Below are 21,638 nucleotides of genomic sequence, written 5' to 3'. Positions count from 1 at the left end.
TAGATGCCTTTTTTTAAATTAATTTAGAAATATTGCAGTTTCGACTTTACTATCTACACAAATATGTAGCGCTTTTGAATAATTTAAGATAAAATCAATTACAGATTGATTTGGTTCTTTTGATTCAATTTTTTCTTTAGAGTAATTTTTTGTCATATTTTAAATTGTTTTGTTACATATAAAACGAAACAATTTAAAATATATTGTCAGTCATTTAAAATAATTTGATTTTTTTCAATATTTTTTCTCAGATTCAAAAGTGCATATCTCATTCGACCTAAAGCTGTATTTATGCTAACTCCAGTTTGATCAGCAATTTCTTTAAAGGTCAAATCTTCATAAATTCTTAAGTTTACAACTTCACGTTGATCCTCAGGAAGCATATCTATCAACTTTTTGATATCAAGTTCAATTTGATTATTGACTAAATAATGTTCAATATTAGGACTTGAGTCAATCATATAATTAAAAACAGAATATTCTTCTTTATCTCGTTGCATCGGCATTTTATTATCTCTTCTGTATGAATCGATAATTAAATTATGAGAAATACGAATCACCCAAGGTAGAAATTTTCCTTCCTCGTTATATTTATTGGATTTTAATGTATGAATCACTTTGATAAAGGCATCCTGGAAAATGTCATTTGCGACATCTTTATCCTGAACTTTGGAATAAATAAACCCGTAGATTTTTGATTTATGACGGTTTATTAAATGAGATAAAGCTACCTCATTTCCTGATATATATTGGCTCACCAATATAGCATCTGATAAAACACAATTAGCCATAGTTAACACTTTTAAGTATTTTTAATAAAATTTCTTACTAGTATTTTTAATGTATAGGCTAATTTTTTATTTGGTTATCTAATTCAAATATATAAAATAATTTTATAAATAACATTTTTATTAAAAAAAATATAAAATTTAACTAAAGTTGTCTAAAAATTAAAATATAGAATTACTTATCATTTTGTGAGACTTAAAATATCCTTATCTTTGTAGCTTATATTAATTTATATGAAAAAAATAGATTTTTCTGAGATAGATCCTAAGAAAAACATAATTATAAAAGGTGCGCATTTACATAATTTAAAATATGTAGATGTTGTTATTCCAAGAAATCAAATGGTTGTAATTACAGGGCTTTCTGGTTCTGGAAAATCAACTTTAGCTTTTGATACACTTTATGCTGAAGGACAAAGACGTTATGTTGAAAGTTTATCTTCTTATGCACGTCAATTTTTGGGGAGAATTGATAAACCAAAAGTGGAATACATCAAAGGTATTGCACCAGCGATAGCGATTGAACAAAAAGTAAATACAACAAATGCGAGATCAACGGTTGGAACTTCGACCGAAATTCATGATTATTTGAAACTATTGTTTTCAAGAATCGGTATCACCTACTCGCCTATTTCTGGAAATATTGTAAAAAAACACACGGTTTCTGATGTAATAAATACCATTAAAACTTTTGATGAAGGTTCAAAATGGATGTTACTTGCTGAAATTAAAAAAACAGAAAAAAGAACCATTTTTGAACAATTGAAAATGGCACTTCAACAAGGATTTTCTCGTGCGTTAATCAATGAAGAAACCATTCGTTTGGATGAATTTATTGAAGATTCTAAAAACGAAAAATTTAAATTTAAATCTGTTTTTTTAATCGTTGACCGTTTAATTGTCAAACTAAATGATGAAGATTTTCTAAGTCGTTTGGCAGATGCAATTGACACTGCCTTTTTTGAAGGTAAAGGAACTTTGTATTTACGAGAAATTGGAACAGGAAATCAATTGGAATTTAATAATCGTTTTGATTTAGATGGTATTTCTTTCTTAGAACCTAACATCCATTTGTTTAGTTTCAATAATCCTTACGGAGCTTGTCCAACTTGTGACGGTTATGGAAATATTATTGGAATTGATGAAGATTTAGTGATTCCTAATACGGCACTTTCTGTTTATGAAAATGCAATTTATCCTTGGCGTGGTGAAACGATGAGTTGGTTTAGAGATCAATTGGTTAATAATTCACACCATTTTGATTTTCCAATACATAAACCTTTTTACCAATTAACTGCTGAGCAGAAAGAATTAGTTTGGAAAGGGAATAAATATTTTACAGGATTAAATGATTTCTTTCAAGAAATTGAAGAAAAAAATTATAAAATTCAAAACCGCGTTTTACTTTCTCGTTACCGTGGAAAAACAAAATGTACAACTTGTAACGGAAAACGTTTGCGTCCAGAAGCTGATTATGTAAAAATTGCTACAAAATCGATTTCTGATTTAGTCGAATTACCAATTATAAACTTACGTGAATTCTTCAAAAATTTAGAATTAAACGAATACGATCAGCAAGTAGCTAAACGTTTATTAATCGAAATAAACAATCGTTTAGAGTTTTTATCGGAAGTTGGTTTAAATTATTTAACTCTAAACAGAACATCAAATTCATTATCTGGTGGTGAATCGCAACGTATTAATTTAGCAACTTCATTAGGAAGTAGTTTGGTTGGATCGATGTATATTTTAGATGAACCAAGTATCGGTTTACATCCAAAAGATTCAGAAAAACTAATACAGGTTTTATTGAATTTAAAAAAGCTTGGGAATACAGTTATCGTTGTTGAACACGATGAAGATATAATGAAAGCTGCCGATCAAATTATTGATATAGGTCCCGAAGCTGGTACTTTTGGAGGTGAATTAGTTGCTCAAGGAACCTATGAAGAAATTTTAAAATCAGATTCGTTAACAGCAAAATATTTAAACGGAGATTTTAAAATTGAAGTTCCAAAACAACGTCGTCCGTTTAAAAACTTCATTGAAATTAAGGGAGCACGTGAAAATAATTTAAAAAATATTGATGTTGTTTTTCCGTTAGATTGTTTAACGGTTATAACTGGAGTTTCTGGTAGTGGAAAAAGTACGTTAGTTAAGAAAATTTTATATCCAGCTTTACAAAAAAAGTTAACCGGTACTGCTGATAAACCAGGTAAGTTTAATGATATGGTTGGTTCATTCTCACATATCAAAAATTTGGAATATATCGATCAAAATCCGATTGGAAAAAGTTCTCGTTCAAATCCAATTACGTATTTGAAAGCGTATGACGATATTCGTGATTTACTTTCAAAACAACAACTTTCTAAAATCAGAAATTATCAACCAAAACATTTTTCATTCAATGTTGACGGTGGTCGTTGTGAAGTTTGTAAAGGTGAAGGTGTTGTTACGATTGAAATGCAATTTATGGCAGATGTTCATTTGCCTTGTGAAGTTTGTAATGGTAAGCGATTTAAGAAAGAAATTCTTGAAGTACAATTTGAAGGTAAAAACATTGATGATGTTTTAAATATGACAGTCGATGATGCTTTTGCTTTTTTTGAAAAAACGCAACAAACAAAAATCGCACAGAAAATTAAACCTTTACAAGATGTTGGTTTAGGTTACGTGAAACTTGGACAATCGTCATCAACATTATCTGGTGGAGAAGCACAACGAATCAAATTAGCGACTTTTTTAGGAAAAGGAAGTACCAAAGAAAGAACTTTATTTGTATTTGACGAACCCACAACAGGATTACATTTTCACGACATCAAGAAATTATTAAAATCCTTTTATGATTTGATTGAAAACGGACATTCTATTATAGTTATCGAACATAATTTAGATTTGATAAAATGTGCGGATCAAATTATTGATATAGGTCCAGAAGGTGGAGAAAATGGTGGTAATTTAATTGCTTTTGGAACCCCTGAAGAAATTATAGAAAATAAAGATTCAATTACTGGTTTTTATTTAAAAGAGAAATTAAAATAAATTGAAAATGAGGCTATCAAGCCTCATTTTTTATGATATTTGCTAACTTCTCAGTTAGCTTTTTTCTACTATAATATTGCAAACCCATTGCATAAACCTTTAATTCATTTTGTTTATATAAATCATAAAGTTTTATAATTTGTTCTTTAATTTCATCTTTCTGATCGTACGTAAAAAAAGTACCTGAATTTGTTTCTTTAATAATATTTGAAAAGTCGGCACCTTCTGGACCAATTGCTAAAATAGGTCGTTCTGCCGCCATATATTCAAATAATTTACCAGGAATAATTCCAACAGTTTCTTCAGAATCAATTTCAACAAGCAATAAAACCTGAGAACTTCTTTGTTCAATTAAAGCTTGATTATGTGACAGATATCCTAAATTATTTAAATAATTACTTAACTTAAATTCGGAAACAACATCTAGAATTTCTTGACTTACTTTACCAATTAATTTGAGTTCAAAATCTTCTTTAAAATCTTTATTTTCTTTTATTAATTCAGACAAAGCTTTCCAAAAAATTCTTGGATTTCTTTCAGATAAAAAAGATCCAATATGAGCAATTGAAAATTTACTATCCAATGGTTTCTTTTGAATATATTCAACATCATAACCATTAGTAATCACAGTAATTGGTTTATGAGTTAATTTAGTAAATTCGTTTTTTGTAGTCGGACTTGTAACTAAAATATGGTCGGCAGTATTTAAAACTTCTTTTTCTAGTTTCAAATGCTTTTCTTTAGACCTTTCTGTTAGTTTTAATTGTTTATGATAACCAATCGATGTCCAAGGGTCACGGAAATCTGCAAACCATTTACAATTTAATTTGTTTTTAAGTTCTAAACCAATTAAATGTAAACTATGTGGCGGTCCGGTTGTTATAATTAAATCAACAGGATATTCTTTAATATAATTATCCAAAACAGAAACAGAAGGTTTTACCCAACCAATTCGCGCATCAGGAATAAAGAAATTACCTCTAACATATAACAAAAATTTATCTAAAAAAGATTGCTTCTTTTTATTAGGAATAATTCCAGAGCTAATAGCATTAGTAGTTTTTTTAGAAAATATGCTCGCTAATTTATAGGGTTCTGAAATCGGATTTTTTATAATAATCGTGTTCGGATTAATATCTTTTTGTAATTCAGAATCAATAATTGGATAATTTGGATTTTCAGGAATAAAAACAATTGGTTCAATGTCAAAATCTGGAAGGTATTTAACAAATTTCAACCAACGTTGAACTCCAGGACCACCAGCTGGAGGCCAATAATATGTAATGATTAAAACTTTCTTTTTCATAACTAATAAAGAATAAAATTTCCTTTATATACTTATCAAATATAAGGCTTTTTAGATTATTATTCTATGATTACTCGCATTGAATTGTTTAGAATTACTCAAAAAAAAGTCCTTAATCAAAAATTGAAAAAGGACCTTTTAAACTTAAATTATAAAATATTATTTAGACCATTGATTGATTGAATCTCTGTTCATTTTTACGTAATCTGCATTGTTAGCTTTTTCTGATTCAGCCAATGAAATTTTAGCTGTTTCAATAGCTCCTTTTTTATCACCTAATTTTGCTTGAATCAACGATTTTTGTCTTAAAACATAAAATGGAGCTTTTCCATCTTGCATCTCAATTGATTTATTAACGTATTCTAAAGCTAATTTTGTATCATCTGTAGCTTGGAATAAATATTGACCTGCTGCATAATAATCCGCAGCTTTCGGCTCATTATTTAACGTTGATTTAATACTTGCCATCGCTTTCTCATGAGTTGGAACACTAAACTTTACTGGAATAGCTGTTTTTTCCCACTTCATAACAATCTCACCTGTATTTGCATCTAATGGATTTACATCAATTGTGAAGTTTTCAACATTACTAGTTAATGCAACTGGATTAGCAGAAGTTTTAACTATAACTTTAGAATCGTCCCATTTTTCAGGTAATCCCCAATTTGAAGTTTCTGAATAAAAATAGACATCCCAAGTATCTGCCTTTGGCATAGTATATAAGGCATATTTTCCTTTTGGAAGTGTTTTACCTTCAATGATAACATCGTCACTAAATTCAACTGTTGTACTTGCATTTGCACCTGTTCTCCATACTTTACCAAACGGAACCAAATCTCCATAAACCAAACGTCCTTTTTTAGCTGGACGCGCATAATTTACATCAACTTCTGTCAATCCAACTATTTGTTCAACTTCGGCATTTGGGCTTGATTTTGGTGTTACAACTTGAGCGTTTGAAATCATTGCAATCATTAAAAATGATGCTGTAATAATAATCTTTTTCATTTGAATTAATTTTTATACTTTGTTATTCCTTCTGTTAACCAAGTTAGATATTCATCTTTATCTGGAGTATATCCAACTGGCTCATTTAAATTATTACCTTCATTATCTAAAATAATATAATAAGGTTGCGCATTTGCTTGATATTTTTCAATTTGAAAATCACTCCATTTATTTCCAATAGTTTCAATTTTTTTACCAGTCGTTTTAGAAACATATTGTTCTGATTCTGGTAGCGGAGCTTTATCATCAACATATAATGAAATTAAAACCACATCATTTTGAAGTTTAGCTAAAACATCTATTTCAGACCAAACATGTTCTTCCATTTTTCTACAATTTACACAAGCATGTCCTGTAAAATCAAGTAAAACTGGTTTGTTTTGCTCTTTTGCATAAGCCATTCCTTTGTCATAATCTAGGAATGCAACTATACCATTTGGACCTTCTTTTGCACCTACTGGTAATTCAGAAATAGAACCACCTCTAGAATTTCCAACTCCATACGGACTTTCAGCATAAGTTAATGGTGGTGGAAAACCAGATATTAATTTTAAAGGTGCACCCCATAATCCTGGAATTAAATATATTGTGAAGATTGAAACTAAAAGCGCAAAAAACAATCTTCCTACAGAAAGTTTTTCAACCTTAGAATCGTGTGGTAATAAAAATTTACCGAATAAATACATTGCCCAAGCACCGAAAATTACAATCCAAATCGTTAAGAAAAGTTCTCTTTCTAAATAGTGACTTTGTAAAACTAAATCAGCATTAGATAAAAATTTAAATGCTAAAGCTAATTCTAAAAATCCTAAAGAAACTTTTACCGTATTCATCCAACCTCCAGAACGCGGCATCGTGTTTAACCAACCTGGGAACATTGCAAACAACATAAAAGGCAAAGCTAAAGCAAGAGAGAAACCGAACATTCCAACAAGTGGAGCAATTCCTCCTTTAGATGCTGCTTCTACTAATAAAGTTCCTACAATTGGTCCTGTACAAGAAAAAGAAACAATCGCTAAAGCCAAAGCCATGAAGAAAATCCCAATCAAACCTCCTCTATCTGCTTGTTTATCAACTTTATTTGCCCAAGAATTCGGTAGCATAATTTCAAAAGCTCCTAAGAACGAAGATGCAAAAACAACTAAAATAGCAAAGAAAATAACATTAAACCAAACACTTGTTGATAATTCATTTAAAGCATCTGCTCCGAAAATTTTAGTAACAGCAAGTCCTAAAACAACATAGATTACGATAATCGATAATCCATAAATCAGTCCGTTTTTAACTCCTTTTGCTTTTGACTTACTTTGTTTCGTAAAGAAACTAACTGTCATTGGCAACATCGGGAAAACGCAAGGTGTCAATAATGCTGCAAAACCTCCTAAAAATGATAAAAAGAAAATAGTCCAAAGACCTCTTGTTTCTGATTTTTTTACTGACTTTTCCTCATTTGTATTGTCAATTTGTGTATCATCCTTTGAATCAGGAGAAGTCGAAGCAGCTTCAAAGTTTTTTACTTCCTTTGACGATAAATTTTTTAAATCAAAAAGAAAAAACTTATCGTTACTTATACAAACATCGATACAAGTTTGATAAAAAAGATTTAATTGAACTTCTTTTAAATCCGGATTTGTTATCGTTAAATTATGAGTAAACTCAACATTGTCTGCCCAAAAATATTCATCTAATTCAAAAATATCATTGTACGCTTTTTTGTACTCGCTTTCTGTTGCTTTTGGAGAAAAAGTATAGTTTCCATCAGCATTTTTATAATTGAACTCAGTTGCCAATGCTCCACCTTCTGGAGTATTTTGAGAATACATGTGCCAACCTTCTTCGATTGTTCCGTTTAATGTGATTTTATATTCGGTATCTGAAATTTTTTCAATTTTAGATTTCCATTTAACTGGATCTTGTACTTGAGCACTTGCTGAAAAAAATGCCAACAAGAGTAATAAAAAACTTAAAAGCTTCTTCATTGAGTTAATTTTATTTTAAATTTATTTATAGTTTGTTTGGTAATTTTATAACGTTCATCCATACGATGTCCAACAATCCAAATGATTTCTTGATTTCCGTTTTCAAGAATCCAAGCGTTTTCTTTGTCAAACATTGAAAATTTTTCATCTTTAAAATATTTAGAAATTTTCTTTTTACCATTCATTCCAATCGGAAAAAAATAATCTCCTTCTTCTTTAGTTCGTAATTTTAAAGGAAAAATCAATTTGTCTTCATCTATACAAATTTCATCTTTATTAGAAATCTCTAATTTTTCAGACTTCAAACTTTCAAATATAAGTGATATTGGTGAAACTATTGAATTATCTTCTTCAAAAATTAAAAAAAAATTATGGTTTTGGTAATTAATTCTGTCTAAAATTAAAACGTTTCTGTTTTTTAAGACTACAAATTTTTCTGAATATACTTTTTTACCCGTTTCAGAATTTATTAAATCATAAATATCATTCCAAGCTTTGAAACCATAATCCTTTAGCCATTGATATAAATACGCTTTGTGATTTTTGAATTGAAGAAGTTTAGCAATATCAAGTTCTAAAATAAATTTTGAAGGAATTGATACTTGACTTTTAACAAAATAACAAGCATCATCCATTAGATTTTTTACATCATTTAAGTTAGAAATGGTTTGCTGAAAAGTATTTAAAAAATCTTCGTTTTTGGATTTTAAAATAGGAATCACATCGTGGCGCATTTTATTTCTCAAATATTTCGTAGTTGCATTTGAAGCATCTTCTCGCCAAATAATTTGATTTTGGACAGCGTAATCTAAAATCTGTTCTCGAGAAAAAATCAATAACGGACGAACAATTTTATGATTCGTTTCTGGAATTCCAAGTAAACCATCAATTCCAGTTCCGCGCGTAAAATTGATTAAAAAAGTTTCAACAGAATCATCTAAATGATGTGCAGTTAATAAAAAATCGAAGCCGTTTACTTCTAACAATGTATCAAACCATTGGTATCTTAATTCTCTTGCAGCAATTTGAATTGATTGTTTATTTAAACTAGCATATTTCTCTGTATCAAAGCTATTTGAGAATGTTTGAATTTGATTTTTTAAACAATAATCTAAAACCAATTTTTCATCTAAATCACTCGCTTCTTCTCGTAATTTGAAGTTACAATGAGCAACTGCAAAATCATAATTTAACAAACGAAATAAATCTAAAAGAACCATACTATCCACTCCACCACTTATAGCAAGTAATAGTTTTTTCTCTTTTAGAAAAGCAAATTTTTGATTTAAATGATTTTGTAATTCAGTTAACATTATAATATAAAAAGCCTAATTTACGACTTTATGAGTTTAACAAATCCTAATATTATTATAAATTTAAAACCTTTTTCATTGCCTTTGCTTTTAATATGCATTCTTGATATTCATTTTCTGGAATTGCTTCTGAAGTAATTGCGCTTCCAACAGAAAAAGAAACATATTTATTTAATTTGTTATACAATATACTTCGAATGACAACATTGAAATCAAAATCATTATTTGGTGTAAAATAACCAACTGCGCCACTATATAATCCACGTTTTGTTTCTTCTAACTTTTCGATAATTTGCATTGCAGAAAGTTTTGGAGCACCAGTCATACTTCCCATCGGAAAAGTTGTTCGAAGGACATCAATCGGATTTATTTTTTCAGGAACTTCAGAAATTATCGTTGAAATCATTTGATGAACTTGCTCAAATGTATAAATCTGACAAAGTTCTTCAACTTCAACTGAACCTTTAGTTGCTGTTTTAGACAAATCATTTCGAACCAAATCAACAATCATTATATTTTCTGAACGTTCTTTTGGATTAGTTCGAAGATTTTCAATATTAAGTGAATCTTGTTCTTCTGTTTCGCCACGTTTTGCAGTTCCTTTAATTGGTTGCGAAACAACCTTAGCACCTACTTTTTTAATGTATCGTTCCGGAGAAGCGCTCATCATAAAATGCTGATTATTTTTAAGAAATGATGCAAAAGGAGGATGTGAAATAGCGTTTAAGTTTTCAAAAATTTCTGTCGGATTAATCGTTACATCTTCAGCAAAAAACTCCATACAAAAATTAGCTTCATAAATATCGCCTCGTTGGATGTGTTCTTTCACTTTTTCAACCTTAGAAAGATAAGATTCTTTAGAAATACGTTCTTTAATTTGAATTTGATTATTACTTAAATCATCACTTAAAGTAATTTCATTAATCTCTTTAAAATCAGAATCTAATTCATCATTACAAAAATTAAGATAATTAAACTCAACACAATTATCTTTAATTGTAATGATTTTTTTAGGCTGAAAGAAAAACAACTCAGGAAATTCTAAACCATCAAAATTACTTGACGAAATATCCTCTACATCATTCTTCAAATCGTAAGTTAAATAACCAAACAACCAATCGTTAGAATCGGTTTGATATTCTTTTAGTTTCTCAAAACCATTAAAAGCATCGGTTTGTAAAGATGTAAAGGCATCAAAAGCAAATACAGCATCAAATGTGCTGTATTTATCTTTATAATTATTACTTTCTAAATAGATTACTTCTCTGAATTGTTGCGAAAATTGTAATACTTTTTGCTTGAATTCATCGATATTTTCAATTTCAAATTGTTTAGAAAATCGTTTCATTATTTGTTTATAAAATTTGAAATAATAGTTTCAAACTGTTTTTTCTTTTCTAGATTAGAAATCACTTGATTTTCAATATCAAAATTTTCAGAAAAAGCTGGAAACGTAAAGCCTTCAACAGTTTCAGCTCCGTTTCTAGAACAGAATCCAACGGTAAATTCATTTGCAGATAATCCACCTCTTTGTCCGTTTGAAGTACTTAAAACTAAGATTTTCTTTTCTGCAAAGATTTTTTTTGAATGACGTGAAAGCCAATCTAAAATATTCTTCATAAAAGCAGAAACGTTACTATTATGTTCGTTAACAGCGATAATAATATTTGAAGCATCTGAGATTTCAGAAGCTAATGAAACAATTGCTTCAGGAAAACCTTCATTTATTTGAATATCTTCGCTATACATTGGAACATTCCAATTTTGAATATCAATAAATTCTACCTCTTTATTTTTGATTAGAGACAAAGCCAATTGTTTATTGATTGACTTTGATGAATTACTTCCTACAAATGCAATTGTTTTCATATTTTTCTATTTATTCGTTATCTTCAACTACTTCGTGATTACTTGAATAGGTTTTCCATTTTTGAATACAAGCGTTAATATCATCAGGCATTTCTGTATTAAAGCGCATAAATTCATTTTTAATTGGATGCATAAAACCAAGTGTTTTAGCGTGTAAAGCTTGTCTTGGTAAAATTTGAAAGCAATTATCAATAAATTGTTTATACTTTGTAAATGTTGTTCCTTTTAGAATCATATTTCCACCATATCGTTCATCGTTAAACAACGTATGTCCAATTGATTTCATATGTACACGAATTTGGTGCGTTCTACCAGTTTCCAATTTACAAGAAACAAGTGTAACATAACCCAAACGTTCTAAAACTTTATAATGTGTTACTGCATATTTTGCACCCGTAGAATCGTCTGGAAATGTTGCCATTTGCATTCTATTCTTAACGTGACGACCAATATAACTCTCAATTGTTCCTTCATCTTCTTCCACATTACCCCAAACAATAGCAACATATTCACGTTCTGAAGTCTTTGCAGCAAATTGTTTTTGAAGTTCAGACATTGTCCAATCTGTTTTTGCAACAACTAATAATCCTGAAGTATCTTTATCGATTCGATGAACCAATCCTGGACGTTCTGAACTATTTAACGGAAGATTTTCAAAATGATAAGCTAAGGCATTAACTAAAGTTCCTGAGTAATTTCCGTGACCTGGATGAACTACTAATCCAGCAGGTTTATTAATAACTAATAAATCATCATCTTCATAAACAATATCCAAAGGAATATTTTCTGGAATAATGATATTTTCGAAAGGAGGTTGTTCCATTAAAACACGAACAACATCGTTTGCTTTTACTTTGTGATTTGATTTTACTGGAACATCGTTAACGAAAATGTTTCCGTTTGTTGCAGCTTGTTGAATTTTATTACGCGTAGCATTTTCAACTAAATTCATTAAAAATTTATCTACTCGTAATGGGGCTTGCCCTTTTCCTGCTTCGAATCGAAAGTGCTCAAATAAATCACCATCTAATTCTTCTGGACCAATTGTATTATCTTCTAACATATATTTTTAAAAAATTGAATCAACTGCTGGTGCAATATCTTCAAATTCATCATTAATTGTATCTTGTTCAACTTTAAATCCTAACATTCCATCACCTACTACAAAGTCGATTTTAGAATTTTTCTGAACTTTATCTCCAGCACGTAAAATACGTCCACTTTGTTCAACCTGAATAACAACATCTTTTGCTAAATGTGGTTCATAACGAACTTCACCTTTTTGCAATCCCATTGCTTCAATAGCTGCAACAGCATGACGTAAAGTACGGTCGTTTAAATTAGGTAATCGAACAGATGAAAAACCTTTTGCATTTAATTTTACGTAAATCTTACGTCCTTCTTTAACTTTAGAATTAGAAACAGGATCTTGATAAACGATTGTAAAAGGTGGATAATTTTTATCAAAGTCAACCGTGTCTAAAACGATAAGTTCTAAACCTTGTTCGTCAAGTTTTTCTGTTGCTTGTTCAATGGTCATTTTACCTAAATTAGGAAGTGCAATTTCATCTCCATGTTTTGTAAAAATACCCAACGATTGTAAAGCAATAAAACCTAGAGCAAGAAAGATTACAACAGCCAAAAATAATGAAACAAAAAACTGGCGACTTTTAATAAAATTAAGTAAACTCATAATATTTAATTTTCACAAAGATATAAATAAAATGTTAGTAGCTTTTTTATAAATTTGTTTTAATAAATATTCTCTGTAAATATTTTATATATATCTAAAAAACAAATTTTTATGAAGAAAGTTGCTATAATAATGGGCGGATATTCTAGCGAATATCAGATCTCTTTGATAAGTGGAAACGTTGTTTCACAGCAATTAGACCGTTCAAAATATATTCCGTATAAGATTCATATTCTAAAAAACAAATGGGTTTATGTCAATGAAAATGATGTTGAATTTCCAATTGATAAGAATGATTTTTCTGTAAATGTTGATGGGGAAAAAATCAATTTCGATGTTGTTTTTAATGCCATTCATGGAACTCCAGGGGAAGACGGTTTAATGCAAGCTTATTTACAATTGCTAGATATTCCGCAAACAAGTTGTGATTTTTATCAAGCTGCTTTGACTTTTAATAAACGTGATTTACTTTCTGTTTTAAAACCTTACGGTATTAAAACTGCGCTTTCATATTTATTAAACCAAGGTGATTCAATAAACACAGAAGAAATTATCAAACGTGTAGGTTTACCTTGCTTTGTTAAGCCAAATCGTTCGGGTTCTAGCTTTGGAATTTCAATGGTTAAAGAATCTGAAGATTTGATTTCGGCAATAGAAAATGCATTTAAAGAAGATAACGAAATCATTATTGAAAGTTATTTAAAAGGAACTGAAGTTTCGGTTGGTGTTATCAATTATAAAGGAGAAACTATCGTTTTACCAATTACAGAAATTGTTTCTGAAAATGATTTCTTTGATTACGAAGCAAAATACCAAGGTAAATCGCAAGAAATTACACCTGCACGAATTTCAGAAGAAGAAAAAGCTAAAGTTGAAGAAACGGCAAAACGAGTTTATAAAATTTTGAATATGAGTGGTTTTTCTCGTAGTGAATTTATTTTGGTTGATGGAGAACCATTTATGTTGGAAATGAATACAATTCCAGGATTAACAGCAGAAAGTATTTTACCACAACAAGCAAAAGCAGCAAATATTACTTTACCAGAATTATTCGGAAACGCTATTGAATTAGCTTTAAATAAATAAGATGAGAAAAGCAGTTTTTCCAGGTTCATTTGACCCAATTACAAACGGTCATGAAGATATTATTCGAAGAGCTATTCCGTTATTCGATGAAATTATTGTTGCAATTGGAGTTAATGCCGATAAAAAATATATGTTCTCTCTAGATGAACGCAAACGATTCATTGAAGAAACTTTCAAAGATGAACCAAAAATTAAAGTCGAAACTTATCAAGGTTTAACTATTGATTTTTGTAAAGAAAAAGATGCGCAATTTATATTACGAGGCTTGAGAAATCCAGCTGATTTTGAGTTTGAAAAAGCAATTGCACACACCAATCGTGTTTTGTCAAAAATAGAAACCGTTTTCTTATTAACCGCTGCAAGTACTTCATATATCAGTTCAAGTATTGTGCGTGATGTTTTAAGAAACGGCGGTGATTATACCGTTTTGGTCCCAAAAGCAGTTAGAAAATAAAGATAAAAGTTCCGTTTGTTTCGGAACTTTTTTCTATAAAATTCTTTATTGCTTCGTAAAATTTCTAATAAACGTTCAAATAAATGAAACAAAGAAAACTGATTAGCCAAATGCATCCTGTGCTATATTTTTTAGCTGTTTGGTTAAGAAGAACTAAGCGAAAATTGGAATGGTCTTTTGGAGGAAAAACCTACGCGAAAATAATAAATACAGAAAGTTTCGCTTTTAGAGTTAAGAAACATCAATCTGTTTTATTACGAAAATTAGGACAAAACAATGAAGAACTACAAATTAATAAAGTAGCTAATCTAAAAATTGCAGTTCGAAATTTAAACGGAATCATCATCAAACCTGGAGAAACTTTTTCGTTTTGTAAACTTGTTGGAAAACCAACCAAAAAGAAAGGTTATTTAATGGGAATGGAACTTTCGTTTGGTCAAGCTCGCGCAGGAATTGGCGGTGGAATTTGTCAGATTTCGAATATGATTCATTGGATGGTTTTGCATAGTCCGCTTACGATTACTGAGAAATCAAACCATTCGTTTGACCCGTTTCCTGATGAAGGACGAGTTTTACCGTTTGGTAGTGGCGCAGCTATCTTTTATAATTATATCGATTTTCAGTTTGAAAACAATACCAATAAAACGTTTCAGATTTTCTTAAAAGTTACAGATAAATTTCTAGAAGGCGAACTACCTGTTGACGAAGAGCTAGAACATTCGTATCATATTTTTGAAAAAGACCACCAATTTCTTAAAAAAGGAGAAGCTTTTTATCGTAAAAATGAAATTTGGCGCGATTCGATTCTCAAACAAAATGGAAATGTAATTAAAACTGAACTTCTAAAAAAGAACTTTGCTCGAGTTACTTACAAACCTAAAGAATATGTGATTATTACCGATAATTAGAATCGTTTACAGATATTTGTAAAACAGAACTATTCCATTTCATCTATTTTACAAACATGAAAAACTACCTATTTCTTGCGGCTGCAATTTTATGCGAAACTTTAGCAACCTCGTTTCTTAAAAAAACGGAACAATTTACCAAACCTTTACCAACTTTGATTTTTGCGATTGGGATGATTGCCTCGTTTTATTTATTATCTCATGCCGTAAAGGGAATTCCAGTTGGAATTGCTTATGCCATTTGGTCGGGAGTCGGAATTGTTTTGATATCTGCAATCGGGTATTTTGTTTATAAACAAACTTTAGATTTACCCGCAATTATTGGACTACTTTTTATTATTTCTGGTGTGATTATAATCAATTTATTTTCAAAATCTGCAGCACATTAGATTTAGTTTTTTTGTAAATTAGTAATTATAACCAACTTACTAAATTTATGAAAGTTAAATCTAAATATTTCATTTCATTGTTGCTGTTCTTTTCTTTGAATTTATTTGCACAAACAGAGAATATAACGATAAATGGAAATCAATTTGTTTTTAAAACTTCAGATATCGAATGTACTTTTGGAGATTGTAAAGAATTAACGTTATTTCGAAACAATCAGAAAATTATTTCTCACTTTTTATTTTATGAAGATGGTGATTCTATGTGTGCTTCGGTTGAAATTGGAACCTACAAAATCATAAACAATCAAATCATTTTTTACACCTATTGGGGAAATTACGACCGATTGATTTCCTATATTCTTCCTTATGGGTTTCGAAAACAAATTTATGAAGTCAATCAAAATGGTAAAATAACACTTGTAGATTCGGAAATATATATGGAAACTTCATTAGAAAAAACCGAAAATAATAAGATGTTTTTTCAAGAACTACAATACGTACATGTAGGAATAAACTTTTTAGACAAAACTCCAAAAAACACATTTGAAATCAATGCTTTAAAAGATTATAAAAAAAAAGTAGAAAAAGAATACCATGCCAATTTTGTTGACGGAAAACAAAGAAATAAACTAGAAAATGAAGTTCGCGAAGTGCTTAAAAATGAAATCATATCCGCAACCAAAGATTGGGTTGAAAATGAATATTTTGGAACCATTAAAAAATAAAGAAACTATGAAAATTTATCATTTAATATTTCTATTCTTTTTGAGTTTCAATTCCAATGCACAAAACGAATTCGTTGGCAAATACTTTATGCACGATGGTGGCGTTGATGTTCCGAATTCGGTTTTATACATCTTACCCGAAAATGAGTTTTATTTTCTTAGTTTAGATAATTTGAAATCTGGTAAATGGAAACAAATAGATAAAAATAGTATCAATTTAATTGAAACTAAAGTCAATCAAAATCCGATTTTACTCTTTGCACAACATATTAAAAATCAATCTGGAATAAAAATCGATGTTGGCAATTTGGTTCGAGCGCATCCTTATATCGAATTTACAAAAGATGTGAATTCTGAAGTTAATTTCACCCCAATTTTTAATTCATGGCCAAATTGTACCGGACGTGATTTCATCATTTCCAAAAATACAGATGAGGCAAATTGGGTACGAATTACAACTCCAAATAATCCAGAATTTGAAACAGAAAAATTGACTTATCCATTTGAAGTTTTTAGTTATACATTTTCTTTAGATAAAAAATATAATCATTTTACTTTTTACTATGATGTTGAATCTTTGAATGAAAATTTTGATTTTATCTTAAAAAAGCAGAAAGATAAATATGTAATTTTTGATGATTATGAATTGAAAAAAAATGCTTTAACAGAAATTGAAATAAAAGAATTCAGAGAAAATTACAAAAAAAATGAAGCTCAAAAAAATAGTAAAATAAAAGGCGATGAAGTAACATTTCATAACAAAAGCTTCATCAATATTCTAGAAAGACCTAAACTTTCGCCTTACTTTATTGTTGAATGCGAAACAAAAAATTTAGAAAAAGATTTTCCTACGGTTGATAGGGAAAATGGAATTTATGAAGTTGTAAATTATAAACCAAACGAATATGATTTATTCAAATTTGAATTATCACAAAAACCAGGCATTCAAATTAACAATATTTCCAAAATAGAAAAAATAAATTCCATTTATCAAATAGGTTTTGAAATTGAAATAACATTATCCGAATCAGGAAAAATCAAATTTAAAGAATTAACAAAAAAGAATATTCAAAAACCACTTGCAATCGTAATTGATAAAAAAATCATCATCGCACCAATCGTAAATACTGAAATTGAAGGCGGAAAATTAACCATTGCTGGAGATTTTACTGAATCACAAATTGATGAATTAATAAAGAAATTGAAGTCAAATTAGCTATCTTTAAAACTTAAATTTCAATTGAAAACAACCAATTCGAATAAAATAAAACTTTACTATTATGAAGAAAATATTCTTACTAATCTCAGCAATTGCTCTTATGTCACAATTTAGTTGTGCGCAAAAAGGCATTAAAGGAAATGGAAATGTGATTAACGAATCTCGAAAAACTGAATCGTATGATAAAGTTACTTTAATCGGTTCGGCGACTATTGAACTGATTCCTGGTACGGAAGGAGATTTGACTGTTTCTGCAGAATCGAACATCGTTCCTTATATCGAAACAATTGTAAAAGGAAATGAATTGATTGTTCGTTTTAAAGATGATTTTAATTATTCTACCAAAAAAGAAATTAAAATTTACGTTCCAATTCAAGAAATTACGGATATAACATTAAAAGGTTCGGGTGATATTATTGCAACAAAAGTTTTAAATCTTGACAACTTGAATGTAAATTTAGACGGTTCTGGTGATATTTCTTTGAATGTAAAAACCAATAAAATTCAAGCTGATGTTAATGGTTCTGGCGATATTGACTTGAAAGGAACAACGGTATATTTTACAGGAAATCTAAACGGAAGTGGCAATTTGAAATCTAAAAAATTAATAACTCAAAACAGTATTTTAAGCTTAAATGGTTCTGGAGATATTGAATCAACCACAACAAATAAAGTAGATGCTTTGGTTGTTGGCTCTGGTGATATTCTTGTTTTTGGAAATCCAATAAATGAAACAAAAATGATTAAAGGAAGTGGTGATATTACAATTAGTAAATAACAAAAAATGAAAACAAATTTTATAATTATTCTTACATTATTTACGATTTCTGTAAATCAGATTAATGCTCAAAATAATAAAAAAGATAAAACTGAATTAGCAAATTATAAAGTTCATATTTTTCCGGATGCCTTTTTAATTGGGACTTTTAGCGATTATTTAGGACGTTATTTTTATATAGAAAAGGAAACACAAATTGACCGATATGCACCAAATGAAAAATCTTTAGCAAAATATATTTCGTTTTTTATTTCAAACAATTATAAAATTAAAAATGAAATAGTTGTCAAAAAAGATAATACTTTAGAATTGTATGTTCCAAATCTTGCCAAAAGATTGAACAGCTCTTTTTATCTTGAAAATGGATCTCTTGCAGAAAACAAATTTGTAACCGAAGAAGAAAAAATATCGTTCTTATTAGGTGTTTATTATCGAAATGGCGAACAATTGAAAGATAATATTTATCAGATTAAATTGACAAACGCCCCAAAACAGGAAATAATTTATACCTTATTAAAGGAATTGGGTTGTGAAAAAATCATTTTTGATTCTGCACAAAACCAATTGCCACAAACGTTTAAATTCTATTTTGTTGCAACTCCAAAAATGGTTAAATATTTTGATTATCTTAAACAAGAAAAAGCACAATTAACTTTTGAATCGATGAGTTTTATTGATGATTCAAATAAAGACTTTGAAGCTACAAATAAAAAAAATGAAAAAATAAAAAAAGAACTTATTAAGAATTTAGAATTCATATTTTCTGAATAAAAAATAAAAAACAGTAGTTCCATTTCTGAAATCTACTGTTTTTTTTTTGTTATTGTATTTAAAAAATCTATCTCAAAGTAAAATGATAAATAATTGAACCTATTTGTTTTTCTGGTGCTTTATCAGAAGCTTCCCATTTGGTATTCATTGCGGCTATTTTAGCTTGTTCTAACAAACATTTTGCATTATTTGTTGTTCCTCGAACTCCGGCTGTAGCGGCTGTAGTTTTTCCACTTTTATCTACTGTAACTTCGACAACAACTTTTCCTGCTTCATTACAATTGTAAGCCGGAAGAGGTTTAGAAATTGCTTTTCTACCTCCTAATGAATATCCAAATCCTGAACCCGAACCGGATCCATAACCAGAGCCGTATCCAGAACCACTTCCGCTTCCTGAACCAGAACCATTTCCTGAACCGTTACCAGATCCAGAACCTGAACCACTTCCTGAGCCATAATAATTATTAGAATTTGATGAACCATTAGCTTTCCCTTTATTGCCTGCTTTTGTATCATCTCCATCACCACTTTTGTTTCCACCTAATAGATTGGACAAAGCACTATTTGTTTCTTTAGAAATGATCTCTTTCTTTGTTTCTTTTTTGACTTGATTTTTAGGAGTATCTAAATTAACCTTATTATCTTTCGGTTTTTTAGTAGTTTCCTTTTTTTCAATTACATAATCAGAACTAGAAACAGATTGTTGTGTTAAAATAGTTTCTTCAATAAACTCATCTTGAACTGAATTAGCTTGCTTTTCCAAAGAAACTTGAGCTAATTCACTTTGATAATTATCTCCCGAACCAAAATCGCTATCACCAATATTCACAGTAACTCCGCCTCCGCCACCTCCGCCTTCTAAAAAGGAATTGGTTTCTGTGGTAGAAGTTAAACTAATAAAAAATAAAATCGTGAGCATTATAGCTGTAATACAAAAAGTTATAAATGCCGATTTCTTTTCTTCTTCTGTAAATTTTAATGTTTTCATAACAACGGTTGGTTTCTTTTTTCTACACGAAAATACGAAATAAATTATTATAAATTACACTAATTGTTTTAAAGCAGTTTCAAAAGCAGCTTCTGAAATATTTGTTTTAGAACTATTTAATGAATGTGCCTTTGCAATTGCATTTTTGATTGTGTTAGAAGTATCTTCAAAAACTAAAGTATCTTTCATTTCTACACGATTTTCCATAAAATAAGCAAATACACGAGCCATTCCACAGTTAGAAATAAAATCTGGAATTAAACTAATTTTAGCATCAACTTCTTCCATAATTGGACCAAAGAAAATTTCTTTATCTGCAAAAGGAACGTTAGCTCCACAAGTAATAACTTCTAAACCTGAAGCAATCATTGCATCAACTTGAGATTTCTGTACCAAACGAGAAGCTGCACAAGGTGCAAAAACTTCCGCTCCGATTGACCAAATTTTCTCGTTGATTTCTGCAAAAGGAATCATATTATCTGCAACTAATGTATTTCCGTTTTTAGCTAAGAATAAACTTTTAACTTCTTCAAATGAATATCCTTCTGGATTTAAGATTCCACCATCACGGTCGATAATTCCCACTACTTTTGCTCCCATTTGTGCAAAATAGTAAGCTGCTGCCGCTCCAACATTTCCGAAACCTTGAACGATAACTTTTTTACCTTCAACGTTTCCTCCATAAATATCATAATAATGACGAACTGCTTCAGCAACACCAAATCCAGTAATTAAATCAGCAACTTTGATTTTTTTGTCAGCATTTGGAGTATATTTTGTATCCATAACTTCCATTAAAACACCTTGACGTAACTGACCAATTCTATTGATTTTCTCAGCTTCTGTCGGTTTAAAATGCCCGTTAAAAACACCTTCTTGTGGATGCCATAAACCACAATCTTCAGTCATTGGGATTACCTCGTGAATTTCATCTACGTTTAAGTCACCACCTGTTCCGTAATAATTTTTTAACAATGGGAAAACCGCTTTGTACCAACGTTTTAAAACGCCTTGTTTACGAGGGTCGTTTGGATCAAAGTTAATTCCAGATTTAGCACCACCAATCGCAGGACCAGCAACTGTAAATTTAACTTCCATTGTTTTAGCTAAAGACAGAACTTCGTTCATATCTAAACCTTTACGCATACGAGTTCCACCTCCTGCAGCTCCTCCACGTAATGAATTAATTACTGCCCATCCTTCTGCTTCAGTTTCAGAATCACTCCAATGAAAAACAACCTCAGGTGCTTTGTCTTCGAATTTCTTTAATAAATCTTTCATTATAATTTTAAAGTTTGTTTATTGTTTTTATAATCCCACAA

Annotated in this window: 21 protein-coding genes; 9 read left to right on the top strand and 12 right to left on the bottom strand. The window is 29.7% G+C overall.

The features are described from left to right. Window positions 1-18 precede the first annotated feature (18 nt). Both EG240_RS16670 and EG240_RS06300 read right to left on the bottom strand, forming a co-directional pair. On the bottom strand, window positions 19-156 hold the full coding sequence (locus EG240_RS16670) for a hypothetical protein (protein WP_203229294.1): 138 nt from the start codon (window positions 154-156) through the stop codon (window positions 19-21). Between the two features lie 50 nt (window positions 157-206). Then, window positions 207-791, bottom strand: coding sequence for an RNA polymerase sigma factor (locus EG240_RS06300; protein WP_125018546.1), 585 nt, complete (start codon window positions 789-791; stop codon window positions 207-209). Window positions 792-1,022: 231 nt separating this feature from the next. Here EG240_RS06300 and uvrA point away from each other — a divergent pair, with 231 nt between their 5' ends. Further along, complete coding sequence (uvrA, locus tag EG240_RS06295) at window positions 1,023-3,830, top strand: excinuclease ABC subunit UvrA (protein WP_125018545.1); 2,808 nt, start codon at window positions 1,023-1,025, stop codon at window positions 3,828-3,830. A 16-nt stretch (window positions 3,831-3,846) separates the two neighbouring features. On the opposite strand, the gene EG240_RS06290 is transcribed toward uvrA, so the two are convergent. The 8 genes from EG240_RS06290 to EG240_RS06255 form a co-directional block, all read right to left on the bottom strand. Then, a complete protein-coding gene (locus EG240_RS06290; protein WP_125018544.1) occupies window positions 3,847-5,136 on the bottom strand; it encodes a glycosyltransferase family 4 protein in 1,290 nt (429 codons plus the stop codon). Between the two features lie 159 nt (window positions 5,137-5,295). Further along, complete coding sequence (locus EG240_RS06285) at window positions 5,296-6,144, bottom strand: DUF2911 domain-containing protein (protein WP_125018543.1); 849 nt, start codon at window positions 6,142-6,144, stop codon at window positions 5,296-5,298. A gap of 5 nt (window positions 6,145-6,149) precedes the next feature. Then, a complete protein-coding gene (locus EG240_RS06280; protein ID WP_125018542.1) occupies window positions 6,150-8,123 on the bottom strand; it encodes a protein-disulfide reductase DsbD family protein in 1,974 nt (657 codons plus the stop codon). Continuing rightward, window positions 8,120-9,436 carry a tRNA lysidine(34) synthetase TilS gene (gene tilS / locus EG240_RS06275; protein ID WP_125018541.1) on the bottom strand — a complete coding sequence of 439 codons (1,317 nt, stop codon included), beginning with the start codon at window positions 9,434-9,436 and terminating at the stop codon, window positions 8,120-8,122. Before tilS ends, EG240_RS06280 begins: the two co-directional genes overlap by 4 nt. Window positions 9,437-9,491: 55 nt before the next feature. Beyond that, complete coding sequence (locus EG240_RS06270) at window positions 9,492-10,784, bottom strand: anthranilate synthase component I family protein (protein ID WP_125018540.1); 1,293 nt, start codon at window positions 10,782-10,784, stop codon at window positions 9,492-9,494. Next, entirely contained in the window at window positions 10,784-11,305 is a 522-nt protein-coding gene (locus tag EG240_RS06265) for an NADPH-dependent FMN reductase (protein ID WP_125018539.1), read from the bottom strand. Before EG240_RS06265 ends, EG240_RS06270 begins: the two co-directional genes overlap by 1 nt. Window positions 11,306-11,315: 10 nt before the next feature. Continuing rightward, complete coding sequence (locus EG240_RS06260; RefSeq protein ID WP_125018538.1) at window positions 11,316-12,368, bottom strand: RluA family pseudouridine synthase; 1,053 nt, start codon at window positions 12,366-12,368, stop codon at window positions 11,316-11,318. Window positions 12,369-12,374: 6 nt separating this feature from the next. After that, window positions 12,375-12,998: a PASTA domain-containing protein gene (locus tag EG240_RS06255; RefSeq protein ID WP_125018537.1), complete on the bottom strand. Its 624-nt coding sequence runs from the start codon at window positions 12,996-12,998 to the stop codon at window positions 12,375-12,377. A gap of 111 nt (window positions 12,999-13,109) precedes the next feature. Here EG240_RS06255 and EG240_RS06250 point away from each other — a divergent pair, with 111 nt between their 5' ends. From EG240_RS06250 to EG240_RS06215, 8 genes are all read left to right on the top strand, one after another. Continuing rightward, a complete protein-coding gene (locus EG240_RS06250) occupies window positions 13,110-14,084 on the top strand; it encodes a D-alanine--D-alanine ligase (protein WP_125018536.1) in 975 nt (324 codons plus the stop codon). 1 nt (window position 14,085) lies between these two features. After that, window positions 14,086-14,538, top strand: a complete 453-nt coding sequence (gene coaD / locus EG240_RS06245; protein WP_125018535.1) for a pantetheine-phosphate adenylyltransferase — start codon at window positions 14,086-14,088, stop codon at window positions 14,536-14,538. Window positions 14,539-14,621: 83 nt separating this feature from the next. Then, the gene (locus tag EG240_RS06240; RefSeq protein ID WP_203229293.1) at window positions 14,622-15,446 is read left to right on the top strand and encodes a VanW family protein; all 825 of its coding nucleotides are present in this window, start codon (window positions 14,622-14,624) and stop codon (window positions 15,444-15,446) included. A 56-nt stretch (window positions 15,447-15,502) separates the two neighbouring features. Further along, a complete protein-coding gene (locus EG240_RS06235) occupies window positions 15,503-15,835 on the top strand; it encodes a DMT family transporter (RefSeq protein WP_125018534.1) in 333 nt (110 codons plus the stop codon). Window positions 15,836-15,882: 47 nt separating this feature from the next. Further along, entirely contained in the window at window positions 15,883-16,560 is a 678-nt protein-coding gene (locus tag EG240_RS06230) for a hypothetical protein (RefSeq protein WP_125018533.1), read from the top strand. A gap of 7 nt (window positions 16,561-16,567) precedes the next feature. Beyond that, a complete protein-coding gene (locus tag EG240_RS06225) occupies window positions 16,568-17,776 on the top strand; it encodes a SecDF P1 head subdomain-containing protein (RefSeq protein ID WP_125018532.1) in 1,209 nt (402 codons plus the stop codon). A gap of 64 nt (window positions 17,777-17,840) precedes the next feature. Beyond that, window positions 17,841-18,557 carry a head GIN domain-containing protein gene (locus EG240_RS06220; protein ID WP_125018531.1) on the top strand — a complete coding sequence of 239 codons (717 nt, stop codon included), beginning with the start codon at window positions 17,841-17,843 and terminating at the stop codon, window positions 18,555-18,557. Between the two features lie 6 nt (window positions 18,558-18,563). Continuing rightward, window positions 18,564-19,328, top strand: coding sequence for a hypothetical protein (locus EG240_RS06215; protein WP_125018530.1), 765 nt, complete (start codon window positions 18,564-18,566; stop codon window positions 19,326-19,328). Between the two features lie 67 nt (window positions 19,329-19,395). Here EG240_RS06215 and EG240_RS16465 read toward each other — a convergent pair whose 3' ends face one another. Further along, the gene (locus EG240_RS16465; RefSeq protein ID WP_158611995.1) at window positions 19,396-20,316 is read right to left on the bottom strand and encodes an energy transducer TonB; all 921 of its coding nucleotides are present in this window, start codon (window positions 20,314-20,316) and stop codon (window positions 19,396-19,398) included. Window positions 20,317-20,370: 54 nt separating this feature from the next. Then, window positions 20,371-21,597: a Glu/Leu/Phe/Val dehydrogenase dimerization domain-containing protein gene (locus EG240_RS06210; protein ID WP_125018529.1), complete on the bottom strand. Its 1,227-nt coding sequence runs from the start codon at window positions 21,595-21,597 to the stop codon at window positions 20,371-20,373. Window positions 21,598-21,638 lie beyond the last annotated feature (41 nt).

It is taken from the genome of Paenimyroides tangerinum, assembly GCF_003865405.1.
GTDB classification, from domain to species: domain Bacteria; phylum Bacteroidota; class Bacteroidia; order Flavobacteriales; family Flavobacteriaceae; genus Flavobacterium; species Flavobacterium tangerinum.
The sequence above is the reverse complement of the archived record's forward strand: the minus strand, read 5'-3'. Positions and strand labels throughout refer to the sequence as shown.

Excerpts from the sequence above, each read along its gene's own strand:
- EG240_RS16670 (WP_203229294.1), bottom strand. The coding sequence starts at position 156 with ATGACAAAAAATTACTCTAAAGAAAAAATTGAATCAAAAGAACCAAAT.
- EG240_RS06300 (WP_125018546.1), bottom strand. The coding sequence starts at position 791 with ATGGCTAATTGTGTTTTATCAGATGCTATATTGGTGAGCCAATATATA.
- uvrA (WP_125018545.1), top strand. The coding sequence starts at position 1,023 with ATGAAAAAAATAGATTTTTCTGAGATAGATCCTAAGAAAAACATAATT.
- EG240_RS06290 (WP_125018544.1), bottom strand. The coding sequence starts at position 5,136 with ATGAAAAAGAAAGTTTTAATCATTACATATTATTGGCCTCCAGCTGGT.
- EG240_RS06285 (WP_125018543.1), bottom strand. The coding sequence starts at position 6,144 with ATGAAAAAGATTATTATTACAGCATCATTTTTAATGATTGCAATGATT.
- EG240_RS06280 (WP_125018542.1), bottom strand. The coding sequence starts at position 8,123 with ATGAAGAAGCTTTTAAGTTTTTTATTACTCTTGTTGGCATTTTTTTCA.
- tilS (WP_125018541.1), bottom strand. The coding sequence starts at position 9,436 with ATGTTAACTGAATTACAAAATCATTTAAATCAAAAATTTGCTTTTCTA.
- EG240_RS06270 (WP_125018540.1), bottom strand. The coding sequence starts at position 10,784 with ATGAAACGATTTTCTAAACAATTTGAAATTGAAAATATCGATGAATTC.
- EG240_RS06265 (WP_125018539.1), bottom strand. The coding sequence starts at position 11,305 with ATGAAAACAATTGCATTTGTAGGAAGTAATTCATCAAAGTCAATCAAT.
- EG240_RS06260 (WP_125018538.1), bottom strand. The coding sequence starts at position 12,368 with ATGTTAGAAGATAATACAATTGGTCCAGAAGAATTAGATGGTGATTTA.
- EG240_RS06255 (WP_125018537.1), bottom strand. The coding sequence starts at position 12,998 with ATGAGTTTACTTAATTTTATTAAAAGTCGCCAGTTTTTTGTTTCATTA.
- EG240_RS06250 (WP_125018536.1), top strand. The coding sequence starts at position 13,110 with ATGAAGAAAGTTGCTATAATAATGGGCGGATATTCTAGCGAATATCAG.
- coaD (WP_125018535.1), top strand. The coding sequence starts at position 14,086 with ATGAGAAAAGCAGTTTTTCCAGGTTCATTTGACCCAATTACAAACGGT.
- EG240_RS06240 (WP_203229293.1), top strand. The coding sequence starts at position 14,622 with ATGAAACAAAGAAAACTGATTAGCCAAATGCATCCTGTGCTATATTTT.
- EG240_RS06235 (WP_125018534.1), top strand. The coding sequence starts at position 15,503 with ATGAAAAACTACCTATTTCTTGCGGCTGCAATTTTATGCGAAACTTTA.
- EG240_RS06230 (WP_125018533.1), top strand. The coding sequence starts at position 15,883 with ATGAAAGTTAAATCTAAATATTTCATTTCATTGTTGCTGTTCTTTTCT.
- EG240_RS06225 (WP_125018532.1), top strand. The coding sequence starts at position 16,568 with ATGAAAATTTATCATTTAATATTTCTATTCTTTTTGAGTTTCAATTCC.
- EG240_RS06220 (WP_125018531.1), top strand. The coding sequence starts at position 17,841 with ATGAAGAAAATATTCTTACTAATCTCAGCAATTGCTCTTATGTCACAA.
- EG240_RS06215 (WP_125018530.1), top strand. The coding sequence starts at position 18,564 with ATGAAAACAAATTTTATAATTATTCTTACATTATTTACGATTTCTGTA.
- EG240_RS16465 (WP_158611995.1), bottom strand. The coding sequence starts at position 20,316 with ATGAAAACATTAAAATTTACAGAAGAAGAAAAGAAATCGGCATTTATA.
- EG240_RS06210 (WP_125018529.1), bottom strand. The coding sequence starts at position 21,597 with ATGAAAGATTTATTAAAGAAATTCGAAGACAAAGCACCTGAGGTTGTT.